Annotated in this window: 22 protein-coding genes; 9 read left to right on the forward strand and 13 right to left on the reverse strand. The window is 69.2% G+C overall.

Annotated elements, in window-relative coordinates; all coding sequences use genetic code 11:
• Positions 1–60 precede the first annotated feature (60 nt).
• On the forward strand, positions 61–1,455 hold the full coding sequence (locus ACT53Q_RS09080) for a class II 3-deoxy-7-phosphoheptulonate synthase (protein ID WP_476186312.1): 1,395 nt from the start codon (positions 61–63) through the stop codon (positions 1,453–1,455).
• Positions 1,456–1,769: 314 nt separating this feature from the next.
• On the opposite strand, the gene ACT53Q_RS09085 is transcribed toward ACT53Q_RS09080, so the two are convergent.
• Genes ACT53Q_RS09085 through cydP form a run of 7 tightly spaced genes read right to left on the reverse strand, consistent with a single transcriptional unit; the run spans position 1,770 to position 6,505 of the window.
• Positions 1,770–2,237: a hypothetical protein gene (locus ACT53Q_RS09085; protein WP_476186313.1), complete on the reverse strand. Its 468-nt coding sequence runs from the start codon at positions 2,235–2,237 to the stop codon at positions 1,770–1,772.
• 52 nt (positions 2,238–2,289) lie between these two features.
• Complete coding sequence (locus ACT53Q_RS09090) at positions 2,290–2,610, reverse strand: cyd operon YbgE family protein (RefSeq protein WP_476186314.1); 321 nt, start codon at positions 2,608–2,610, stop codon at positions 2,290–2,292.
• A complete protein-coding gene (gene cydX / locus ACT53Q_RS09095) occupies positions 2,576–2,719 on the reverse strand; it encodes a cytochrome bd-I oxidase subunit CydX (RefSeq protein ID WP_476186315.1) in 144 nt (47 codons plus the stop codon). The genes ACT53Q_RS09090 and cydX overlap by 35 nt, the downstream gene beginning before the upstream one ends.
• A 12-nt stretch (positions 2,720–2,731) precedes the next feature.
• A complete protein-coding gene (locus ACT53Q_RS09100) occupies positions 2,732–3,127 on the reverse strand; it encodes a NifB/NifX family molybdenum-iron cluster-binding protein (protein ID WP_476186316.1) in 396 nt (131 codons plus the stop codon).
• Between the two features lie 7 nt (positions 3,128–3,134).
• Positions 3,135–4,277, reverse strand: coding sequence for a cytochrome d ubiquinol oxidase subunit II (gene cydB / locus ACT53Q_RS09105; RefSeq protein ID WP_476186317.1), 1,143 nt, complete (start codon positions 4,275–4,277; stop codon positions 3,135–3,137).
• A 12-nt stretch (positions 4,278–4,289) separates the two neighbouring features.
• The gene (locus tag ACT53Q_RS09110) at positions 4,290–5,858 is read right to left on the reverse strand and encodes a cytochrome ubiquinol oxidase subunit I (RefSeq protein WP_476186318.1); all 1,569 of its coding nucleotides are present in this window, start codon (positions 5,856–5,858) and stop codon (positions 4,290–4,292) included.
• Positions 5,855–6,505, reverse strand: a complete 651-nt coding sequence (cydP, locus tag ACT53Q_RS09115; RefSeq protein WP_476186319.1) for a cytochrome oxidase putative small subunit CydP — start codon at positions 6,503–6,505, stop codon at positions 5,855–5,857. The genes ACT53Q_RS09110 and cydP overlap by 4 nt, the downstream gene beginning before the upstream one ends.
• Between cydP and ACT53Q_RS09120 the strand changes: the two genes are divergently transcribed.
• Complete coding sequence (locus ACT53Q_RS09120) at positions 6,432–7,784, forward strand: sigma-54 interaction domain-containing protein (RefSeq protein WP_476186320.1); 1,353 nt, start codon at positions 6,432–6,434, stop codon at positions 7,782–7,784. The genes cydP and ACT53Q_RS09120 overlap by 74 nt on opposite strands.
• 48 nt (positions 7,785–7,832) lie before the next feature.
• Here the strand turns inward: ACT53Q_RS09120 and ACT53Q_RS09125 are convergent, their stop codons facing one another.
• Both ACT53Q_RS09125 and typA read right to left on the reverse strand, forming a co-directional pair.
• Complete coding sequence (locus ACT53Q_RS09125) at positions 7,833–8,324, reverse strand: DUF2127 domain-containing protein (RefSeq protein WP_476186321.1); 492 nt, start codon at positions 8,322–8,324, stop codon at positions 7,833–7,835.
• A 7-nt stretch (positions 8,325–8,331) separates the two neighbouring features.
• Positions 8,332–10,191: a translational GTPase TypA gene (gene typA / locus ACT53Q_RS09130; RefSeq protein ID WP_476186322.1), complete on the reverse strand. Its 1,860-nt coding sequence runs from the start codon at positions 10,189–10,191 to the stop codon at positions 8,332–8,334.
• 122 nt (positions 10,192–10,313) lie between these two features.
• Here typA and ACT53Q_RS09135 point away from each other — a divergent pair, with 122 nt between their 5' ends.
• From ACT53Q_RS09135 to ACT53Q_RS09145, 3 genes are all read left to right on the forward strand, one after another.
• Positions 10,314–10,538 carry a hypothetical protein gene (locus tag ACT53Q_RS09135; protein WP_476186323.1) on the forward strand — a complete coding sequence of 75 codons (225 nt, stop codon included), beginning with the start codon at positions 10,314–10,316 and terminating at the stop codon, positions 10,536–10,538.
• Positions 10,539–10,684: 146 nt separating this feature from the next.
• Positions 10,685–11,176 (forward strand): macro domain-containing protein, encoded by a 492-nt coding sequence (locus ACT53Q_RS09140; protein ID WP_476170340.1) that lies wholly within the window; start codon positions 10,685–10,687, stop codon positions 11,174–11,176.
• 83 nt (positions 11,177–11,259) lie between these two features.
• Positions 11,260–11,754 carry a peptidylprolyl isomerase gene (locus tag ACT53Q_RS09145; RefSeq protein WP_476186324.1) on the forward strand — a complete coding sequence of 165 codons (495 nt, stop codon included), beginning with the start codon at positions 11,260–11,262 and terminating at the stop codon, positions 11,752–11,754.
• Between the two features lie 58 nt (positions 11,755–11,812).
• Here the strand turns inward: ACT53Q_RS09145 and ACT53Q_RS09150 are convergent, their stop codons facing one another.
• Positions 11,813–12,655 (reverse strand): AraC family transcriptional regulator, encoded by an 843-nt coding sequence (locus ACT53Q_RS09150; RefSeq protein WP_476186325.1) that lies wholly within the window; start codon positions 12,653–12,655, stop codon positions 11,813–11,815.
• 101 nt (positions 12,656–12,756) lie between these two features.
• Between ACT53Q_RS09150 and ACT53Q_RS09155 the strand changes: the two genes are divergently transcribed.
• Positions 12,757–13,314: a carboxymuconolactone decarboxylase family protein gene (locus ACT53Q_RS09155; RefSeq protein ID WP_476186326.1), complete on the forward strand. Its 558-nt coding sequence runs from the start codon at positions 12,757–12,759 to the stop codon at positions 13,312–13,314.
• A gap of 61 nt (positions 13,315–13,375) precedes the next feature.
• Here the strand turns inward: ACT53Q_RS09155 and ACT53Q_RS09160 are convergent, their stop codons facing one another.
• From ACT53Q_RS09160 to ACT53Q_RS09170, 3 genes are read right to left on the reverse strand one after another with little or no spacing between them, the layout of a single operon-like run.
• Positions 13,376–13,966: a hypothetical protein gene (locus ACT53Q_RS09160; protein WP_476186327.1), complete on the reverse strand. Its 591-nt coding sequence runs from the start codon at positions 13,964–13,966 to the stop codon at positions 13,376–13,378.
• Positions 13,963–15,147 carry a M48 family metallopeptidase gene (locus ACT53Q_RS09165; protein WP_476186328.1) on the reverse strand — a complete coding sequence of 395 codons (1,185 nt, stop codon included), beginning with the start codon at positions 15,145–15,147 and terminating at the stop codon, positions 13,963–13,965. Before ACT53Q_RS09165 ends, ACT53Q_RS09160 begins: the two co-directional genes overlap by 4 nt.
• Before the next feature lie 5 nt (positions 15,148–15,152).
• Entirely contained in the window at positions 15,153–15,905 is a 753-nt protein-coding gene (locus ACT53Q_RS09170; protein WP_476186329.1) for a hypothetical protein, read from the reverse strand.
• 165 nt (positions 15,906–16,070) lie between these two features.
• Between ACT53Q_RS09170 and ACT53Q_RS09175 the strand changes: the two genes are divergently transcribed.
• The 3 genes from ACT53Q_RS09175 (at position 16,071) to prpE (ending at position 20,622) form a co-directional block, all read left to right on the forward strand.
• Positions 16,071–17,276, forward strand: coding sequence for an aminotransferase class I/II-fold pyridoxal phosphate-dependent enzyme (locus ACT53Q_RS09175; protein WP_476186330.1), 1,206 nt, complete (start codon positions 16,071–16,073; stop codon positions 17,274–17,276).
• Between the two features lie 200 nt (positions 17,277–17,476).
• The gene (locus ACT53Q_RS09180; RefSeq protein ID WP_476186331.1) at positions 17,477–18,460 is read left to right on the forward strand and encodes a malate dehydrogenase; all 984 of its coding nucleotides are present in this window, start codon (positions 17,477–17,479) and stop codon (positions 18,458–18,460) included.
• Between the two features lie 260 nt (positions 18,461–18,720).
• The gene (gene prpE / locus ACT53Q_RS09185) at positions 18,721–20,622 is read left to right on the forward strand and encodes a propionate--CoA ligase (protein WP_476186332.1); all 1,902 of its coding nucleotides are present in this window, start codon (positions 18,721–18,723) and stop codon (positions 20,620–20,622) included.
• Positions 20,623–21,008 lie beyond the last annotated feature (386 nt).

Here is a 21,008-nt window from a genome sequence, read left to right on the forward strand (position 1 = left end):
CGCCTCGATTCGCCGTTTCGATTCGCCGTTCTTCCCACGATCACCCCACGGATCGCCCCCATGACCCGCCCCGAACCGCTCCAGGCCATCCCGGCTCCGCCGCCCGGATGGTCACCGTCCACCTGGCGACAACGCCAGGCCCTGCAGCAACCCCGGTACACCGATGCAGACGCCCTCGAAGGCGTCCTCAACGAACTGCACGCGCTGCCGCCGCTCGTCACTTCGCGCGAGGTGATGAACCTCCGCCAGCAGATCGCCGAAGCCCAGGAAGGCAAGCGCTTCCTGCTGCAGGGCGGCGACTGCGCCGAGATCTTCAGCGACTGCACGCCCGAGGTGATCTCCAATCGCCTCAAGGTGCTGCTGCAGATGAGCTTGGTGCTGGTCCACGGCCTGCGCCTGCCGGTGATCCGCGTCGGCCGTTTCGCCGGCCAGTACGCCAAGCCGCGCTCGGCCGACACCGAGACCAAGGACGGCGCCACGCTGCCGAGCTACCGCGGCGACCTGGTCAACGGCCCCGAGTTCACCGCCGACGCCCGCGAGCCCGACCCGCGCCGCATGATCAAGGGTCATGCGCGTTCGGCGATGACGATGAACTTCATCCGCGCGCTGATCGACGACGGTTTCGCCGACCTGCACCACCCCGAATACTGGAACCTCAGCTGGGTTGGCCATTCGCCGCTGGCCGAGGAGTACCAGACGATGGTCGCCGGCATCGGCGACGCCGTGCGCTTCATGGAGACGCTGTCCGGCGAGTCCATCCACAACCTGCGCAGCGTCGAGTTCTACACCTCGCACGAAGCGCTGCTGCTGCCGTACGAAGAGGGCGTGACCCGCCAGGTGCCGCGCCAGCCGGGCTGGTTCAACCTCGGCACCCACTTCCCGTGGATCGGCATGCGCACGGCCGCGGTCGACGGCGCCCACGTCGAATACTTCCGCGGCATCCGCAACCCGATCGCGATCAAGCTCGGCCCGTCGGTCACGCCGGACCAGCTGCTGCGCCTGATCGACGCGTTGAACCCGAACGACGAACCGGGCCGCCTCAGCCTGATCCACCGCATGAGCGCCGCCTCGATCGGCGAGAAGCTGCCGCCGCTGCTGGAGGCGATCAAGCGCGACGGCCGCCGCGTGCTGTGGATCTGCGATCCCATGCACGGCAACACCGAGTCGACCACGAACGGCTACAAGACCCGCCGCTTCGACAACATCCGCAGCGAGCTGGAGCAGGCGTTCGAGATCCACGCCGCGGTCGGCACGCGTCTCGGCGGCGCCCACCTGGAGTTGACCGGCGAGGACGTCACCGAATGCACCGGCGGTGCGCGCGAGCTGACCGAGACCGACCTGGAGCGCGCCTACCGCACCACGGTCGATCCGCGCCTGAACTACGAGCAGGCGCTGGAGATCGCGATGCTGATCGTCCGCAAGCAGGCACAGCTCAACGCCCCGTCGAAGCTCTGAGGTTGTCCCGCACGCCGCCGACGGGCGGTCTGCGCCGGGGGTCGCAGCGGTCGCAGGACGCCGGGTCGGCGTCTCTGCGGCCGTCGCCGTGCGATGCTCACCTCCGGGCCGAAGCCCGACAGTGCGCCGGCCCTCGTCGGCGCGCGGGCCGGCGCTCACCGGATCGAAGCCGGGCGCCCCTGCTGGTTCGCGGCCCGCAGCGCGTGCGGAGGACGGCCTCGGTGATCTCGGGTCCGATGCCGTCGCCGGCGGCTACGGCGATCTGCCGGCGATGGTCGGCGGCGCCACGACGTCATTGCCGACCGCGCACGCGCTCAGTCCGCGGGGCGTTCCTCGATGCGATACGCCGCGTGGCAGGCGGTGCACTGCGCCATCACCGAGGACAGGTGCCCGAGCGCGACATCCTTGCGCCGCTCGCCGCGGGCTTCTTCGGCGATGGTGCCGTAGGCCTGGTGCATCGGCCGCGCCAGATCGAACCAGGTCGGCGGCAGATGCGCGCGGAATCCCGGCGGGCCGGCGGGGTGGCGCTGCGGACCCGGGCGCTGCGTGTCGGCCTGCTCGGTGACCGCGTTCCAGTCGTCCGCAGCCAGTGCGGACACCAGCCCCTGCACGTTGATGAGCTGGCCGCGCATCTCGGCGCGCAAGGCCGCGGCATCGGTCGGCGACAGCGGGATGGCGATGCGTGCATCGGCCGCCGCCGGCGTCTCGGCGGAGACGGCAGCGGCCAGGCCGGCCGTCGCCAGGCAGAACGGGAGGATCCAGACCGACACCTGCGAACGCATCTCGAGACTCCTCTTCGATGAATGACCGGGCGTCGCATCGGCGACCGGGGCGTCACGCGGCCCAACGCAGCGCCGCGTACGACACCAGGCCGACCGCGCAGGCCCAGCCCGACAACAGCCATCGCGGCACGGGATGCCGCGGCACGAATCCCACGCCGCGCACGAAGCCCGCGGCCATCGCCCACAGCAGCAGCGTGGCCAGACCGTGATCGGCCTTGCCCGCGGCGTTCGCCATCACCGGGGGCAGGGCGGTGCCGGCGACCATGATCGCCAGTCCGACCAGCAGCGCCGGCCAGTGCATGCGTGCGTCGGCGACGGGCGCCTCGTGCGCGGGGTCATCAGGCGTCCGGTCCGTGTCCATGGCGGTCTGCATGCTCCGTCTCCGATTGCTGGCGGTTCTCCTCGTTCTCGCCCCACATGGCGTTGAGGATGGACAGCAGCACGGCGAAGCCGACGCCGAGAATCCAGGCGAAATACCACATGGCGGGTCTCCTTCAGTGATCGGAATGGTCGGCGGTGGTCCCGCAGTTGCAGCCGCCCTGGCCGCGACGCGACGTGCAGGTGGGCTCGGACACCGGCAGCGTGCCGGCCATCCACGCCGCGATCGCCTGGTCGGGCAGCAGCACGTCGGTGACGATCAGCTGCACGCCGTGGCGGGCCATGCGCGCCTGCAGGCCGGGGCCGGCGCCGGCGGTGATCAGCACGTCCACGTCCTGCAGCGCGGGCGGCAGGCCGGCGACGGCGTGCAGCGTCTCCTCCTTGCCGAGCGTGCGCATCTCCCAGTCGCCGACGGTGCCGCCATCGATCCGACGGATCATGAAGTGCCGGCAGCGTCCGGCGTGCGAGGTGATCTGGCTGCGGTTCTGCGTGGTGAAGGCGATCGTGACCATGGCCGCCTCAGTACGCCGAATGTTCGTTGGCGCGGATCTGCGCGACGGTGACCTTGCCGCGCATCACCCGGTAGGCCCAACTGGTGTAGAAGACGATGATCGGCATGAAGATCACCACCGCCCAGAACATCAGGCCCAGGGTCAGGTGGCTGGAGGTGCTGTCCCAGATCGTCAGGCTGGCGCCGGGATGGGTGGAGGACGGCATCACGAACGGGAACAGCGCCGCGCCCGCGGTGCCGATCACGCCGACGATCGACAGCGACGACAGCACGAACGCGCCCAGCGTCCCGCCCGCGCGCACCCGCCAAGCGGCGAGCAGCGCGCCGGCGATGCCCAGCGCCGGCAGCAGCCAGATCAGCGGCTGGCGATCGTAGTTCGTCCACCATGCGTCGGCGCTGCGGACCACGGTCTTGGCCAGCGGGTCGGGCAGGGCGTCGGTGGCGGGCATCGACGTGATCGCATAGCCCTCGATCCCGCCGAAGCGCAGCCACAGCCCGGCGCCGACGAACGCGGCGACCATCACCAGCGCCGCGATGGAGGCGGCGCGGATGGTGCGGCGCTGCACGTCGCCCTCGGTGCGATGCGCGAGATACATGCCGCCGTGCATGGTGATCATCGCGCTGGACACCACGCCGACCAGCAGCGCGAACGGGTTGAGCAACGCCCAGAAGCTGCCGGTGTAGGTCGAGACCAGGGCATCGTCGAACCCGAACGGCACACCCTGGAACAGGTTGCCGAAGGCCACGCCGAAGATCAGCGGCGGTACCGCGCCGCCGACGAACAGGCCCCAGTCCCAGGTGCTCCGCCACGTGGGGTTGTGGATCTTGCTGCGGTAGTCGAAGCCCACCGGCCGGAAGAACAGCGCCCACAGCACCGCCAGCATCGCCCAGTAGAAGCCGCTGAAGGCGGTGGCGTAGACCAGCGGCCACGCGGCGAAGATCGCGCCGCCGCCGGTGATGAACCACACCTGGTTGCCGTCCCAGTGCGGGCCGACGGTGTTGATGACGACGCGGCGTTCGTCGTCGTTCTTGCCCACGAACGGCAGCAGCGTGCCGACGCCCATGTCGTGGCCGTCCATGATGGCGAAGCCCACGAGGAGCACGCCGACCAGCAGCCACCAGATCAGTTTCAGGGTCGTGTAGTCGAGCATGGTGCGATCTCCTCAGGCGTGGGCCGCGACGGGCGCGACTTCTTGGTCGTAGCGCCCCGTGCCGAGGCTGCCGGGCCCCTGCCGCGCGAAGCGCACCATCAGGTACATCTCGACGATCAGCAGCAGGGTGTAGAAACCGATGAAGCCGGCCAGCGAGCCGTACAGGCTTTCCACGCTCAGCGTCGACACCGACAGGTGCGTCGGCAGCACGCCGTAGATGGTCCACGGCTGGCGGCCGTACTCGGCGACGAACCAGCCCAGCTCGCTCGCGATCCACGGCACCGGCAGCATCCACAGCGCCCAGCGCAGCAGCCAGCGCTTGCCGCCGCAGCGGCCGCGCACGGTCTCGACGAACGCCAGCACGAACAGCGCGAGCATCGCGAAGCCGGCGGCGACCATCGCCCGGAACGCCCAGAACATCGGCGTGACCCGCGGCACGGTGTCGTCCACCGCGCGCTGGATCATCGCCGGCGTGGCCTGGCGTACGTCGACCACGTATTTCTTCAGCAGCAGGCCGAAGCCGAGGTCGGCCTTGTGAGCCTCGAACCGCGTCTTCGCGTCGGCGTCGTCGCGGTGCCTGCGCAACTGTTCGAGCGCGGCGACGGCCTCGATGCCGCTCAGGATCCGCTCGCGGTTCTTTTCCTTGATCTCGACGATGCCCGGAATCGTCTTCGTCACCGAGCGCGTGCCGATCAGGCCCAGCACCCACGGCACCTGCATCTCCCAGGTGTTGCGGCCGGCGCGTTCGTCGATGCCCGCCGCCAGCGCGAGGCCTGCCGGCGCCGGCTGCGTTTCCCACATCGCCTCGATCGCCGCCATCTTGGTCTGCTGCGCCTCGCCGACGGTGTAGCCCGACTCGTCGCCCAGCACGATCACCGACAGCGCCGAGGCCAGGCCGAACGCCGAGGCGACGCGGAAGCTGCGCTTGGCGAATTCCACGTTGCGGCCCTTCAGCAGGTACCACGCCGAGATCGACAGCACGAACATCGCGCCGGTGACGTAGCCGGCCGACACCGTGTGCACGAACTTCGCCTGCGCATCCGGGTTGAAGACCACGGCCCAGAAATCGGTCATTTCCATGCGCATGGTGGTGTAGCTGAACTCGGCGCCGACCGGGTTCTGCATCCAGCCGTTGGCGATGAGGATCCACAGCGCGGACAGGTTGGTGCCGATCGCCATCAGCAGCGTCACCAGCAGGTGCATCGGCCGCGTGAGCCGGTCCCAGCCGAAGAAGAACAGGCCGATGAAGGTCGATTCGAGGAAGAACGCCATCAACCCCTCGATCGCGAGCGGCGCGCCGAAGATGTCGCCGACGTAGTGCGAGTAGTACGCCCAGTTCGTGCCGAACTGGAATTCCAGGGTGATGCCGGTGGTCACGCCCAGCGCGAAGTTGATGCCGAAGAGCTTGCCCCAGAAGCGGGTCATGTCCTTCCAGACGACCTTGCCGGTCATCACGTACACGCTTTCCATGATCACCAGCAGCCAGGTCATGCCGAGCGTCAGCGGCACGAACAGGAAGTGGTACATGGCCGTCGCCGCGAACTGCAGCCGCGACAGGTCGACGAGGTGCTCGGAAATCATTCGGGTCGTTCCTGCTGGGTCGAAAGGAGATGCGAGGCGGCGGCTTCCGCCGTGATGGCGGGTCGTGCCTCGCGGAAGAAGCACCACCAGAGGGCGGCGAGGAGGACGCACTTCACTGCGAGCACGACGCCCAGGTGGCGTCGGAGCCATGCGGTCGTCATCGGATGCGGGCCTGCGTGGGGGGGGGCGGAGGGTGTGCCGGATGCCTCGCCTGCGCGTAGGCCCGGTCGGTCGTCGGATGGCCATGCTAGGCGGGCCTCCCCGTCGTCTCGATTGGGCATTTCGACGCAGTCGAAGCGGGTGTTCGGGGCCTCCGGTCGCGAGGGGCGTGCGTCAGTACCCGCTTCGCCACGACGATCGCGACGTGATGGCGCACCAGACGGGCGATGGACGAGGCGGGCTTCACACTCTCTCCAATGCAGCATCCGTGCCATCGCGAATCCGTCATGGCAGGTCTTTGAAATCAACGGCTTGCTCGCTCCGGGTCGACGCGTCCGCCGCGGAAACTGCCGAAAATGGCAGTCGCTGCTGCCAGAGTGGCATGATGGCTGCCTCGCCCGCGGAGCCGCCGCCATGGCCGGTGAACACAGTCCCGACGCTCCGACGCTGCTGGTGTCGCTGATCGACAGCCTGCCCGAGCCGCACATCCTGTTCGATCGCGATTACCGGATCCTCGCGGCCAATGCCGCGTACCGGGCGCAGTTCGGGGACGGTGCCGTCGTCGGCCGCACCTGCCACGCGGTGTCGCACCACGTCGACGTGCCCTGCGACCGCGCCGGCGAGTCGTGTCCGCTGGCGGCCGCGCTCGCCAGCGGGCAGCGCGAGAAGGTGCTGCACCTGCACCAGTTACCCATCGGGCAGGAATACATCGAAGTGGAGCTGACACCGCTGGCGGATGGCGACGGTCGTTTCGTCTACTTCCTGGAGAAGATGCTGCCGCTGCGCGCCGTGCGCGATGCCGGCCGCGGCCAGCGCTTGGTCGGGCGCGCGCCGGCGTTCCGGCGGATGCTGGAATCCGTGGCCCGCGTGGGGCCATCGCAGGCCAGCGTGCTGCTGCTGGGCGAATCCGGCACCGGCAAGGAACTGGTCGCGCAGGCCCTGCACGAGATGAGCCCGCGCCGCGCGCGGCCATTCGTGGTGGTGGAATGCGCCAGCCTGTCCGAGAGCCTGTTCGAGAGCGAACTGTTCGGCCACGAGAAGGGCGCCTTCACCGGCGCGAGCAGCGCCAAGCCCGGGCTGGTCGAATCCGCCGACGGCGGCACCCTGTTCCTCGACGAGGTGGGCGACATCCCGCTGTCGATGCAGGTGAAGCTGCTGCGCCTGCTGGAGTCCGGCTGCTACCGGCGCGTGGGCGGCAACGACCTGCGCCACACCGACCTGCGCGTGGTGTCGGCCACGCATCGTGACCTGCGGCGCATGGTGGCCGAGGGCGGGTTCCGCCAGGACCTGTTCTTCCGGTTGGCGACCTATCCGGTGCGCATCCCGTCGCTGCGCGATCGGCTGGAAGACATCGAACTGCTGGCGCGTGCGCTGCTGCAGCGCATCCCGGAAGGGCGCGAGCGCACGCTGACCGCCGGTGCGCTCGAACGCCTCCGCCGGCATGCTTATCCCGGCAACATCCGCGAACTGCGCAACATCCTGGAGCGCGCAGTGCTGATGGCCGACGGCGACCGCATCGGCGAAAGCCACGTGCGGCGTGCGATGGATGACGCGGTGTGGAGCGGCGCCGCGATGCCCGACGCCCCGTCGACGGACGACGACATCGGCGGCGATGCGCCGCGTCCCGGTTCACTGAAGGCGCTGGAAGCCGATGCGTTGCGCAGCGCGTTCGCGACGCACCGCGGCGATCGGCGCAGCCTGGCCGCGAGCCTCGGCATCAGCGAGCGCACGCTCTACCGCAGACTGCGAGCGCTGCAACTGATCTGAGGACGGGCGAAGGAATGGCGACCCGGCGATGGCCGGGCGGCGCCGCGCTCAGGCGGCTGGCGCGGCGTGCGGACCGCGCCGCTTGTAGAGATCGCGCGCCAGCACCCAGACGATGGCGACGTTGATCGTCACCACGCCCAGCGCGATCCAGCCGGGGCTGCGGATCAGTTCGTAGAGTTCGAACGGCACGTAGATGGCGGCGGCCAGGCAGCCCAGCCACGAGGCCCAGGCCTTGGCGCGCCACAGGCCCCAGGCTTCGACGAGATGCAGCAGCCCGTAGGCGGCGACCACGCCCGCGGCCCAGTGCACGGCGCCGGGGCTGACCTTCTGGGCGAGCACCGACAGGGCGCTGTGCTGCGCATCGAACTGGAACATCTCGACCAGCCGATGCAGGAAGGCCCGGATCGAGACCGGGCCGAAGAGTTCGAGGCCGCTGGCCGCGAGCAGGGCCAACAGGCTCTTGCCCAGTTCGATCAACGCGATGGCATGCAGCCCCGGATGCGCTTTGGGGCTTGGGTTGTAAGGCGCATCCGGTCGCATGTGCGGATTATGCCGCGCGCGAGGCCCGTTTGCGATCCACCTCGGTGCGCATCTTCTTGCGCAGGCGGATCTGCTTGGGGGTGACTTCGACCAGCTCGTCGTCGTCGATGAACTCCAGCGCCTGCTCCAGCGAGAACTTGATCGGCGGGATCAGACCCTCGTCGTCGTCCTTGCCGGAGGCGCGGAAGTTGGTCAGCTGCTTGCCGCGCAGGGCGTTGACCGTGAGGTCGTTGTCCTTGGCGTGGATGCCGACGATCTGGCCTTCGTAGATTTCCTCGCCCGGCTCGATGAAGAGGCGGCCGCGTTCCTGCATCGCGATCTGCGCGTACGCGGGCGAGCTGCCGGTGCCGTTGGAGATCAGCACGCCGTTCTGGCGCTGGCCGATGGCGCCGTCGGTCTTCGGGCCGTAATGGTCGAAGACGTGGAACAGCAGGCCGGTGCCGGCGGTGAGCGTGCGGAATTCGGTCTGGAAGCCGATCAGGCCGCGCGCCGGGATCAGGTAGTCGAGGCGCACGCGGCCCTTGCCGTCGGGCTCCATGTTCTGCAGCAGCGCCTTGCGCTCGCCGAGGCGGCCCATCACGCCGCCCTGGAACTGCTCTTCCATGTCGACGACCAGCGCTTCGTACGGCTCCTGCAGCACGCCGTCGATTTCGCGGATGATCACTTCCGGACGCGACACCGCCAGCTCGTAGCCTTCACGGCGCATGGTCTCGATCAGGATCGACAGGTGCAGTTCGCCGCGGCCGCTGACCTTGAACTTGTCGGCGTCGCCGGTGTCCTCGACCTTCAGCGCGACGTTGTGCTGCGTTTCGCGGGTGAGGCGATCACGCAGCTGGCGCGAGGTCAGGAACTTGCCGCCCGAACGTTCCTTCACGCCGGCGAACGGTGAATCGTTCACCTGGAAGGTCATCGAGATGGTGGGTTCGTCCACCGCCAGCACCGGCAGCTGCTCGACGGCGTCGGGCGCGCACAGCGTGTCGGAGATGCCGACGCCCTCGATGCCGGAGAACGCGATGATGTCGCCGGCCTGCGCCTCGGCCACTTCCACGCGCTCCAGGCCCATGAAGCCCAGCACCTGCAGCACGCGACCGTTGCGGGTCTTGCCTTCGCGATCGATGATCGTGACGTTCTGGTTGGTCTTCACCTTGCCGCGCTGGATGCGGCCGACGCCGATGATGCCGACGTAGTTGTTGTAGTCCAGCGAGGTGACGCGCATCTGGAACGGGCCATCGGGGTCCACGGGCGGCGCCGGCACGTGCTCGCAGATCGCCTCGAACAGCGGGGTCATGTCGCCGCCGCGCACGTCTTCGGTCATGCCGGCGAAGCCCTGCAGGCCGGAGGCGTAGACGGTGGTGAAGTCGAGCTGGTCGTCGGTGGCGCCGAGACGGTCGAACAGGTCGAACGTCTGGTCCAGCACCCAGCTCGGGCGCGCGCCGGGGCGGTCGACCTTGTTCACGACGACGATCGGCTTGAAGCCCATCGCGAACGCCTTCTGGGTGACGAAGCGCGTCTGCGGCATCGGGCCGTCCATCGCGTCGACCAGGATCAGCACCGAGTCCACCATCGACAGCACGCGCTCGACTTCGCCGCCGAAGTCGGCGTGGCCGGGGGTGTCGACGATGTTGATGCGCCACTGTTCGCCGGTCTTCGGATTCGTCCAGCGGATCGCGGTGTTCTTGGAGAGGATCGTGATGCCGCGTTCCTTTTCCAGATCGTTGCTGTCCATCACGCGGTCGGGGACCACGGCGCGTTCGTTCAGGGTGCCGGACTGCTTCAGCAGCTGATCGACGAGAGTGGTCTTGCCATGGTCGACGTGGGCGACGATGGCGATGTTGCGGAGGCGTTCGACGGAATTCTGTGCGGACATGGCGAATGGCGCCGCGGGTGGGCCGGGCGCGGATTGTCGTGAAGGAAGCCGACTATTATAGGCTGCCCGGTCGAGCAATGGCTCGATCGGCCTCGATTGCCCCGTTCATCAAGGACCCGCGCATGGCTCCGACCCCCTGGAAACCGCCGCTGTGGGCGCTGGCGCTGGACACCCTGGGCCTGCTGGTGCTGGGCCTCGGGCTGTGGATGCAGTTCTCGCCGGCATCGGCGATCGCACAGGCGTTGCCGGCCACGCTGCGGGTGCCGCTGCTGGCGCTGGGCGGGGTGATGGTGCTGCTGGGCTGGGCCGGTCTGGCGATGTCGTTGATCGCCAGCCGCCGGGGCTGAGCCGCGACGCCATGGTCTGCGGAAGTACGGCGGCGAATCGACGATTCTAGCGGTTTTCGCGTCATGCGCGCCTGCCCGGAGGCAAGGCGATGCGGGCGGAGGCGTGGGAGGCTGGCGCCATCCCATTTCCACCCCAAGGAAGCCCCATGCTTCAGGAAACCACCGGCGACATCCTCAAGACGCGTGCCCAGGCCATCGCCCACGGCGTGGCCCCGAACGACGATTTCCACACCGGTCTGGCGCTCTCGCTGCGCGAGTACGCCCCGGCGCTCTACAAGGACTTCCGGCATTACTGCCAGTCCACCCATCCCAAGCCCGGCACCCTGTGGACCTGGGCGGGCGCCGACGGTCGCCGCATCGTCAACCTGTTCACCCAGGACGGCGCCGAAGGCCACCACGGCGGCAAGCCGGGCAAGGCCAGCCTGCAGCACGTCCGCCATGCGCTGAAGGCGCTGCGGGCGGAGATCGAGGAACAGGGCCTGACCAGCATCGCGCTGCCGCGGCTGGCGACCGGCGTCGGCGGTCTGGCGTGGGACGACGTGCGCCCGCTGATCCTCGAACATCTGGCCGACGCGGGCATCCCGGTCTACGTCTACTCGACCTACCGCCCGGGCCAGCTGGCCGACGAAGTGTTCTGAATGACGGGGGCCACCGCCACGCCCGCCGGGGAGGGCGGGCGTGGTACGGTGTGCGCCCTTTTTCGTCGCCCGGAGACTCTGGCATGTCCCTGATCGCCCATTTCGACACCGACCGCGGCCCGATCCGCATCGAACTGTTCGCCGACAAGGCGCCGCTGACCGTCGCCAACTTCGTGAACCTCGCCCAGCGCGGCTTCTACAACGGCCTGGTCTTCCACCGCGTGATCGCCGACTTCATGGTCCAGGGCGGCTGCCCGCAGGGTCGCGGCACCGGCGGTCCGGGCTACAAGTTCGAGGATGAGGCCAACAACGGCGTCCGCCACGAGCGCGGCGTGCTGTCGATGGCCAACGCCGGCCCGAACACCAACGGCAGCCAGTTCTTCATCACCCACGTGGCGACCCCGTGGCTGGACGGCAAGCACACCGTGTTCGGCAAGGTGCTGGAAGGCCTGGACGTGGTCGACGCCATCCGCCAGGGCGACGTCATCAAATCGGTGAAGATCGAAGGCGACGCCCAGGCCGCGCTCGACGCGAAGGCCGACCGCGTGGCGGAGTGGAACAAGATTCTCGCCGCCTGATCCGGGCTGCGGCATCGCATGGAAAACGCGCCTCCGGGCGCGTTTTTCGTTTGCGGGGTTACTGTGGCGATGCAGTGCCGGCCTCCGACAGCCAGTCAGTGGGCGACGTGCCCGCATGCCGCGCCGCGAAGGCGCGCGCGAACGCCGAGGCATTCGCGTAGCCGACGTCGAGCGCCACGGTCTTCACCGGTTGCCCGCGCTTGAGCAGCGTCTTCGCGACGCTGAGGCGCCAGTCGGTCAGGTAGTCGCCCGGCGGCGTGCCGACGACGCGGTGGAAGTGCGCCGCGAACCGGGCGCGCGACATGCCGCAGACCCGCGCCAGACCGTCGAGCGTCCACGCCTCGCCCGGGGCGCCATGCATCGCGTTGAGCGCTTTCGCCAGGCGCGGATCGGCGAGGCCGGCGAGCACGCCGTCCGCGACCACGCCGGCGGTCATGCAGTGGCGCAGCAGTTGCAGGATCATCAGTTCGCTGAGGCGATCCAGCGCTGCCTGGCGCCCGCAGTAGCCGGCGAACGCTTCCTCGAACAGCAGTTCGAGCGTGCCGCGCAGCAGCGCGTTGTCGCGCAGCGGCAGCACCAGCCGCGCGGGCAGGCTGCGCGTCAGCGGATTGCCGGCGTCCGCGCCCAGTTCGATCGACGAACACACCAGCTCCGCGCCGTGCGCGCCTTCGCCGCGGATCCAGTGCGGGGCCGGCCGCGGATAGAAGATCAGGCTGGGCTCGGCGATCACGGTCTCGCCGGCGACGCCGTCGCCGATCCGCAGCGTGCCGCCGCGCAGCACGTGCAGGTGGCCGACGCCTTCGCGGGCGTCGAAATCGGCGGTGTCGCACAGGCTGCCGGTGTGGAAGACCCGGGCCCGCAGGCGGAAGCAGTCGAGCAGTGCGCTGAGGCGATCCTGCATGACGAGACGATCCGTGGCTTTTCGTGGACGAAATGATGCCATGCGTATCGGTCGAGCCGCCACAGTGGCGCCTCCTTCCACGGCTTCACAGGAGCCCCGCCATGACCACCTCGTCCCCCCGCATCGCCCCGCTCGACCCGGCCTCGGCCGATCCCGCCGTCGCCGCCACCCTCGCCGCGGTCAAGGCGAAGCTCGGCGTCGTCCCCAACCTGTTCCGCACCTTCGCCCGCGCACCCGCCACGCTCAACGGCTACCTGGCGTTCTCGGACGCGCTGGCCGGCGGCCGCCTCGATGCGGGTCGACGCGAGATCGTCGCCCTCGCCGTCGCGCAGGCGAACAGCTGCGGCTACTGCCTCGCGGCGCACACGCTGATCGGCAAGGGCGCCGGCCTGTCGGAAGCCGACATCCGGGCCGCGCGCTCGGGTGCCAGCGCCGATGCCGGCGATGCCGCGCTGGCGGCCTTCGCCCGGCGGCTGACCGAGACGCGTGGTGTGGTCGACGACGCCGAGCTGGCTGCGTTCAAGCTGGCCGGCTTCGACGACGGCCACGTGCTGGAAGTGGTGGCGCTGGTCGCGCTGAACACGCTGACCAACTACGTCAACCACGTCGCCGGCACGGTCGTGGATTTCCCGGCGGTGCCGCTGGAGATCGCGGCCTGAGTGCCACGGGACTTTCCGGAAACGCCGCGCACCTCCGGGCGCGCGGCGCAAGGCTGCGCGATTACTTGAACCGCATCCCGTCCAGCATCGCGTCCACGGCGGCGACGTCGCGGCCGTGGTAGTACTCCTTCGGGGCGACCCACACGATCAGGTTGAGCAGGCCGTTGCGTTCGGCGGCGGCGACGGTGCCGCGGTAGATCAGGCCGTCGGGATCGGCCATCTCGACGTCGAAACGGATGCCGTCCACGCCGCCGAAGCTGTGCGGGCGCAGGTTCGTCGCCTGCACGCCTACCCACTGGCCGTCGACCAGGCCGTCGGTAATCAGCTTCTGCACTTCGTCCAGGCGCATGCCGCTGCGGTACCACGGGCCGTCCGGGCGCGACTTGCGCTCGCGGGCCATCTGGAACACGTGCTCGCCCGGCTTGATCTTCGAGAAGATCAGCAGGCGGTTGAGCAGCACGCCGTCGATCGTCCAGATCTCGCGCCGGTTGGCCTTGATGCGGCTCCAGTCGAGCGTGGTGTCGAAGGTCATGTCGAAGGCCGACGCCTTGCCGGCGGTCTGCAGCGACTGGCTGGCGCAGGCCGCCAGCAGCAGCGCCAGCAGGGCGACCAGCAGCGTCTGCAGCAGCGGGCGCATCGTGCGCAGGGTCATGGCGTCTTCTCCCATCGTTCGAGGGTATGCCGCATCAGCGCGGCGTCGCCGGCCTCCGGGGCCGCGTCGAGGTAACGGCGCAGCGCCGCGATCGCGCCGGGCTCGTCGCCGTGCGCCTGCAGGTACAGGCCCTGCTCGCGCCACGCGGCGGCGGGCGGGTCGGGCAGGGCGAGCGCTTCGGCGTACAGCGTGCCGGCCTGCGCCATGTCGTCGCCCTTGTTGCGGCGGCGATGCGCTTCGGCGAGGTAGAACGTGGCCAGCGCCGCGGTGTCGGGCGTGGCGTCCTGCCTGAACTCGGACAGCACCTGCAGGCTGGTGTCGTAGGTGCGTCGCGACAGTTCGCCTTCCATCCAGCGCTGCAGGAACGGGCGGATCGCCGCGCGGTAGGCCTCGGCGTTGGTGACCGGGTGCTCGGTCGACACCTGCGCCGCGGCGGCGCGCATGTCGGTCAGGCGTTCCTCGGTCTTCGGGTGGCTGGCGAACACGCCGCCGCTGTGGTGGTGCTTGTCGGCCTGTTCCTCTCGGCGCATGCGCTCCCACACGCGCACGCCGCCCTGCGGGTCGTAGCCGAGCGCGATGGTGGCGGCGTAGCCGAGGCGGTCGGCCTCGCGTTCGTTGTCGCGCGACTGCTTGGACAGCCCGCCGATGCCGCCGAGATAGGCGATCTCGCCCGCCAGCGGGATGCCGCCGACCCAGCTCACCAGCCCGAACGTGCTGAGGAAGGCGCTGGCGCGCTTGGTGGTCTCCCAGCTTTCCAGCGAGTGCCGCGCCTTGTAGTGCGCGAATTCGTGGCCCAGCACCACCGCCAGTTCGGATTCGTCGCGCATGCGCAGCAGCGCGCCGGTGAACACCAGCGTCGCGCCGTTGGGCGCCATCGAGGCGTTGAACACCGGGTAGTCGACGATGTAGACGCGCAGGTCCTTGCAGTAGTCGCCGGTGACGCGGCAGACCACGCCCTCGACGTAGCGCTGCAAATCGGGGTCGTGGACCACGATCGGCGCCTGGCGCAGGTATTTCTCGGCCTGGTCGGTGCCGTACCACAGCTCGGATTCCGTCGAGCCCGGGGCCGGGCGCTCGCCCGGCTTGAGGTGCGGCAGCGGGGCGGCGGCCTTGGCGCCGGTCATCGCGCCCGCCAGCGCGGCGGCGAGCAGGGCGGCGGTGAAGGAGCGGGGCGCGCGCATGGGCGTCACTCCACCGGCAGCTTGCTGAGCATCTGCCGGACCGTGGTCGCCGCGCCTTCCTGGTCGCGCAGGTCGCCGCTCTGCTTGGCCAGCAGGTTGTACCAGACCACCTGGCCGGTGCGCAGGTCGACCAGCGTGGCCACGCCGACCTGGACCCCGCCGCCGATGTCGCCGCCCAGCAGCAGGGCACCGACGATGCGCAGCGCGGCACGGCCGCTGCTGGTGTAGCTGTCGCGCAGGTAGGTGAACAGGGCGTAGTCGGCGCCGGTCTGCTCGCGCAGCGCCTGCACGCCGGGGCCGAGGCTCCAGTCCATCCGCGCGCGGCCCTTGGCGTCCTTCTTGGTCGCCAGCACGTTGCCGGGGGTGGTGTACTGCAGGATGCTCATCGCCACCGCCTGGTGCAGGCGGATGACCTGGCCCAGCTGCGAGGCCGGGGCCAGATCGTCGGGGATGTCGTAGTCGGGGACCATCACCACGCGACGGCCTTCGAGCTGCCGGCGCACTTCGGCCGGATACAGCCGGCGCGCGGTCTCGGACCATTCGCGCCGGGGCTCCAGCATGCCGCCGGCGGTGACCAGCGACAGCTCGATGTCCGGCTCGACCAGCGCGATGCTGCCGTCGACCTTGACCAGGCTGCCGGTGGCGTCGACGGCGGTGCGGGAGCGGGTGGCGGCCGCGGCGCCGGAGGTCGCCAGCACGCAGGCGACGAGCAGGGCGCAGGCGGGGTACAGCAACCGGGCGTACGGACGCATCTTCACGCGATTCCCCTCTTTCCGGGTCTCAGGACGGGTCTCATGGCGAGCATGCGCCCGGTCGCGCCGGGCAGCGGCCCTGTGCATGTTCCGGTTCCGCCGCACCGCGCATGCTGCGACGCGGGATCGCCGCGGCTACAATAGTGCATACCTTCTCCAGGTCAAACCCTCATGCCACAGCTCGCCCGGCGCATCGGCCGCGCCAAGCCCAGCGCGATCATGGTCGTCGCCGAAAAGGCCAAGAAGCTCAAGGCCGAAGGCCGCGACATCATCAGCTTCTCGATCGGCGTCCCGAACTTCCTCCCCGGCCCGCACGTGTACGAGGCGGTGCGCGAGGCCCTCGCGAAGGACAGCGGCCAGTACGGCAGCAACCGCGGCGCGGACGCGCTGCTCGACGCCTTCCTGCGCCACATCGAGGCGCTCGGCCTGACCGGCTACGCCCGCGCCAACGTGGTCACGGCGATCGGTGCCAAGCACATGATCTACAACTTGGCCGAGGCGCTGCTGGACGAGGGCGACACCATCGCCTTCCCGACGCCGTACTGGACCAGCTACGTCGACATCGCCGAGATCGTGAATGCGAAGATCGACCTGCTGCCGTGCCCGCCGGAACAGGACTACAAGCTCACCCCCGCGCAGCTCGACGCCGCGCTGGCGAAGAAGCCGAAGGTGTTCCTGTTCAACAACCCGTCCAACCCGACGGGCATGGCGTACACGAAGGACGAGATCGCCGCGCTGGCCGACGTGGTCGCGAAGCATCCGGACACGTGGATCATCACCGACGACATCTACAACACGATGGTGTTCGACGGCGTCGGCTACCACAACTTCCTGCATTTCCGCCCGGAACTGCGCGACCGCCTGATCTTCCTCGACTCGCTGTCGAAGACCTACGGCATGCCGGGCTGGCGCGTCGGTTTCATGGCCGGCCCAGAGTCCGTCGCGAAGGCCGTGGTCACGCTCAACTCGAACCACATCACCAACATCCCCGAGCTCACCACCGCCGCGGCGATCGCCGCGCTGGACGGCCCGCAGGACGTGCCGGCGCAGAAGTGCGCCGAGTTCCAGTCCAAGCGCGACGAGGTGATGGCGGTGCTGGCGCAGATCCCCGGCATCGTCTGCCCGAAGCCGCTGGGTGCGTTCTACGTCTTCCCCGACGTCAGCGCCTACTTCGGCAAGACCCACGGCCCCAGCGGCGCGAAGATCGCCAACGACGTCGACCTGTGCAACGCGCTGCTCGACGCCAAGGGCGTGGCCTGCGTCCCGGGCTCGGCCTTCGGCGAGCCGCGCGCGCTGCGCATCAGCTACACCTGCCCGACGCCGCAGCTGGCACCGGGCATGGCGCGGATCCGCGAGTTCTTCGCCGAGCTGTCCTGAACCACGGGCCGGGTCGCCTCCGCGATCCGGCCTTTTTCGTCGGGGGGCTGCATACGATTTCCCGACGCCTCCGCGGCCTTCGACGGAAGTCGTAGCCGCGGGCGATGGCCTCCCGGCCATGTCGCGTCTACCCTTGCCACCCGTCCCGATCGCGTTTCCTTCCTTCGATCTTTCCTCAAGGCTTTCTGGAGCTACCGCACATGAAGACCCCCGTCCGAGTCGCCGTCACCGGCGCTGCCGGCCAGATCGGTTACGCCCTGCTGTTCCGCATCGCCTCCGGCGAAATGCTGGGCAAGGACCAGCCGGTGATCCTGCAGATGCTGGAACTGCCGCTGGAGAAGGCCCAGGCCGCGCTCAAGGGCGTGATGATGGAGCTGGAAGACTGCGCGTTCCCGCTGCTGGCCGGCATGGTCGGCACCGACGATCCGAAGGTCGCGTTCAAGGACGCCGACTACGCCCTGCTGGTCGGCGCGATGCCGCGCGGCCCGGGCATGGAGCGCAAGGACCTGCTGCTGAAGAACGCCGAGATCTTCACTGTGCAGGGCAAGGCCCTGAACGACGTCGCCTCGCGCAACGTGAAGGTGCTGGTCGTCGGCAACCCGGCGAACACCAACGCCTACATCGCGATGAAGTCGGCCCCGGACCTGCCGGCGAAGAACTTCACCGCGATGCTGCGCCTCGACCACAACCGCGCGCTGTCGCAGCTGGCCGGCAAGGCCGGCGTCGCCGTCGCCGACATCAAGAAGATGGTCGTGTGGGGCAACCACAGCCCGACCATGTACCCCGACTACCGCTTCGCCACCGTCGGCGGCGCGTCGCTGCAGGACAAGATCAACGACGCCGACTGGAACGCCAACACGTTCATCCCGGTCGTCGGCAAGCGCGGCGCCGCCATCATCGAGGCCCGCGGCCTGTCGTCCGCCGCCTCGGCCGCCAACGCCGCCATCGACCACATGCGCGACTGGGCGCTGGGCACCGATGGCGACTGGGTGACGATGGGCATCCCGTCCGACGGCAGCTACGGCATCCCCGAAGGCGTGATGTACGGCGTGCCGGTGACCTGCGCCAACGGCGAATACACCCGCGTCGAAGGCCTGCCGGTCGACGAGTTCAGCCGCGCCCGCATGGACAAGACCCTGGCCGAGCTGGAAGAGGAACGCGCCGGCGTCGCGCACCTGCTGTAAGCGCACCCGTTGCCGATCCGAATGCCAGCCGGCTCACCCCCGGCTGGCATTTTCGTTTGCGAGGCATTGATCTCTTGCTTTGGTAGAGCGGCCTTCAGGCCGCTGCTCTTGATCCATCGCACATCTCCAAAAGCAGCGGCCTGAAGGCCGCTCTACCAAGCGAGGAGCGTCTTCATGATCCCCGCCTCCGACCAAGGTCGGAAGGCCGCCGTCGCCGCGCGGGACTATGCTCCCGGCATCGCGCCACGCCGGGAGGGGCCATGCGCTACGAAGACGAATATCGCCGATCGGTCGAAGAAACGGAGGCATTCTGGGCGGAGCAGGCCAAGGCCATCCACTGGCACGTGCCGCCGCACACGATCCTGCAATACGACGAGCCGCCGTTCCGCAAATGGTTCGTCGGCGGCGAGACCAATCTCTGCTACAACGCCGTCGACCGGCACCTGGAGGCGCGCGGCGACCAGCTCGCGCTCGTCGCGATCTCCACCGAGACCGACACCACCCGCGAGATCACCTACCGCGAACTGCATCGCGAGGTGAATGCCTTCGCCGCCGTGCTGAAGCGGCTGGACGTGGGCCGCGGCGATCGCGTCGTGATCTACATGCCGAACATGGCCGAGGCGGTGTTCGCGATGCTCGCCTGCGCGCGCATCGGCGCGATCCACTCGGTGGTGTTCGGCGGCTTCGCCGCGCACAACCTCGCGCTGCGCATCGACGACGCGAAACCGAAACTCCTCATCGCCGCCGACGCCGGCATGCGCGGCGGCAAGGTCATCCCGTACAAGGCGCTGGTCGACGCCGCCTGCGCCGAAGCCGAGTTCGCGCCGCCGAAGGTGCTGATCGTCTCGCGCGGGCTCGACCCGGCCGAGCCGAAGGTCGCCGGCCGCGACGAGGACTACGCCACGCTGCGCACCGCCGTCGGCGATGCGCAGGTGCCGGTCGAATGGCTGGAGTCGAACGAACCCAGCTACCTGCTCTACACCTCCGGCACCACCGGCAAGCCCAAGGGCGTGCAGCGCGACGTCGGTGGCCATGCGGTCGCGATGGCGCTGTCGATGCGCACCGTCTACGACGTCGGCCCCGGGCAGACGATGTTCTCCACGTCCGACGTGGGCTGGGCCGTCGGCCATTCGTACAACGTCTACGGCCCGCTGATCGTCGGCGCGACCTCGCTGCTGTACGAAGGCCTGCCGGTGCATCCGGATCCCGGCATCTGGTGGGCGCTGTGCGAGAAGTACCGCGTGCGCACGATGTTCTCCTCGCCGACCGCCGCGCGCGTGCTGAAGAAGCACGACGTCGATTACATCCGCCGCCACGACCTGACGTCGCTGCGGTACCTGTTCCTCGCCGGCGAACCGCTGGACGAACCCACCGCGCACTGGATCACCGACGCGCTGGGCAAACCGGTCATCGACAACTACTGGCAGACCGAGACCGGCTGGCCGGTGCTGTGCCTGCTGCCGGGCCTCGACATGAAGCCGGTGAAGTTCGGCTCGCCGGGTTTCCCCAACCTCGGCTACCGCACGAAGATCATCCACGAATCCACCGGCGAGGAAGTCGGCCCCGGCGAGAAGGGCGTGCTGGTGCTGCAACCGCCGCTGCCGCCGGGCTGCATGAGCACGCTGTGGCACGACGACGCGCGCTTCCTGCGCAGCTACTTCGGCCACTTCAAGGAACTGCTGTACAGCTCGCTCGACTGGGCGATCCGCGACGAAGACGGCTACACCTTCATCCTCGGCCGCACCGACGACGTCATCAACGTCGCCGGCCATCGCCTGGGCACCCGCGAGATCGAGGAAGCCGTGTCCAGCTGCCCCGTCGTCGCCGAAGCCGCGGTCGTCGGCGTCGCCGACGAACTGAAAGGGCAGGTGCCCGTCGTCTTCGCCACCCTGCGCCAGACCACGACGGAGCGCGACGCCCGCGTCGCCGCCGCCGACGGCATGCGCAAACAGGTCGAGCACAGCCTCGGCGCCGTCGCCCGTCCCGCCCGCATCTACGTCGTCGGCGCGTTGCCGAAGACACGCTCCGGCAAGCTGCTGCGCCGCTCGCTCCTCGCCCTCGCCCAGGGTGGCGACCCCGGCGACCTGTCCACCCTCGACGACCCGAACGCGCTGGAAGAAGTGAAGCGCGCGCTGGCGCGGGGGCCGGAGTTCGGGAGCTGAGGCCTCGCATGTCTGCGTCGCCCGGGTAAGCCACCGTAGGGCGGGCTCAAGCCCGCCATTGCGTGACATCACCTTGCCTCGAAGAGGATCGAGCCGCGATGCGGGTTCCGGGTGATCGTGATCCCCTCTTTAGTCATCCCGAGCCGAAGGCGAGGGATCTGCTTTATGCCGCAACACCATCCCCGTCATCCCGGCGGTTTTCAACAGCCGAATGGCTGGTCACGCCGGGATCCCGCTTTGAAGGAACTGCTGTCGTTCTCTTGTTTCGCTCGCTGCCGCGAGCGAGTGACTTTTCTTTGCTTGTGCAAAGAGGGTGTTGCCGAATCACCCCTCGCTCAGCCCCCTGAGCAGCCTTCTGGCTTCGGAGAGCCAGACCCAGCTCTCGG

The sequence above is a fragment of the Lysobacter sp. DMC97 genome, from assembly GCF_056313745.1.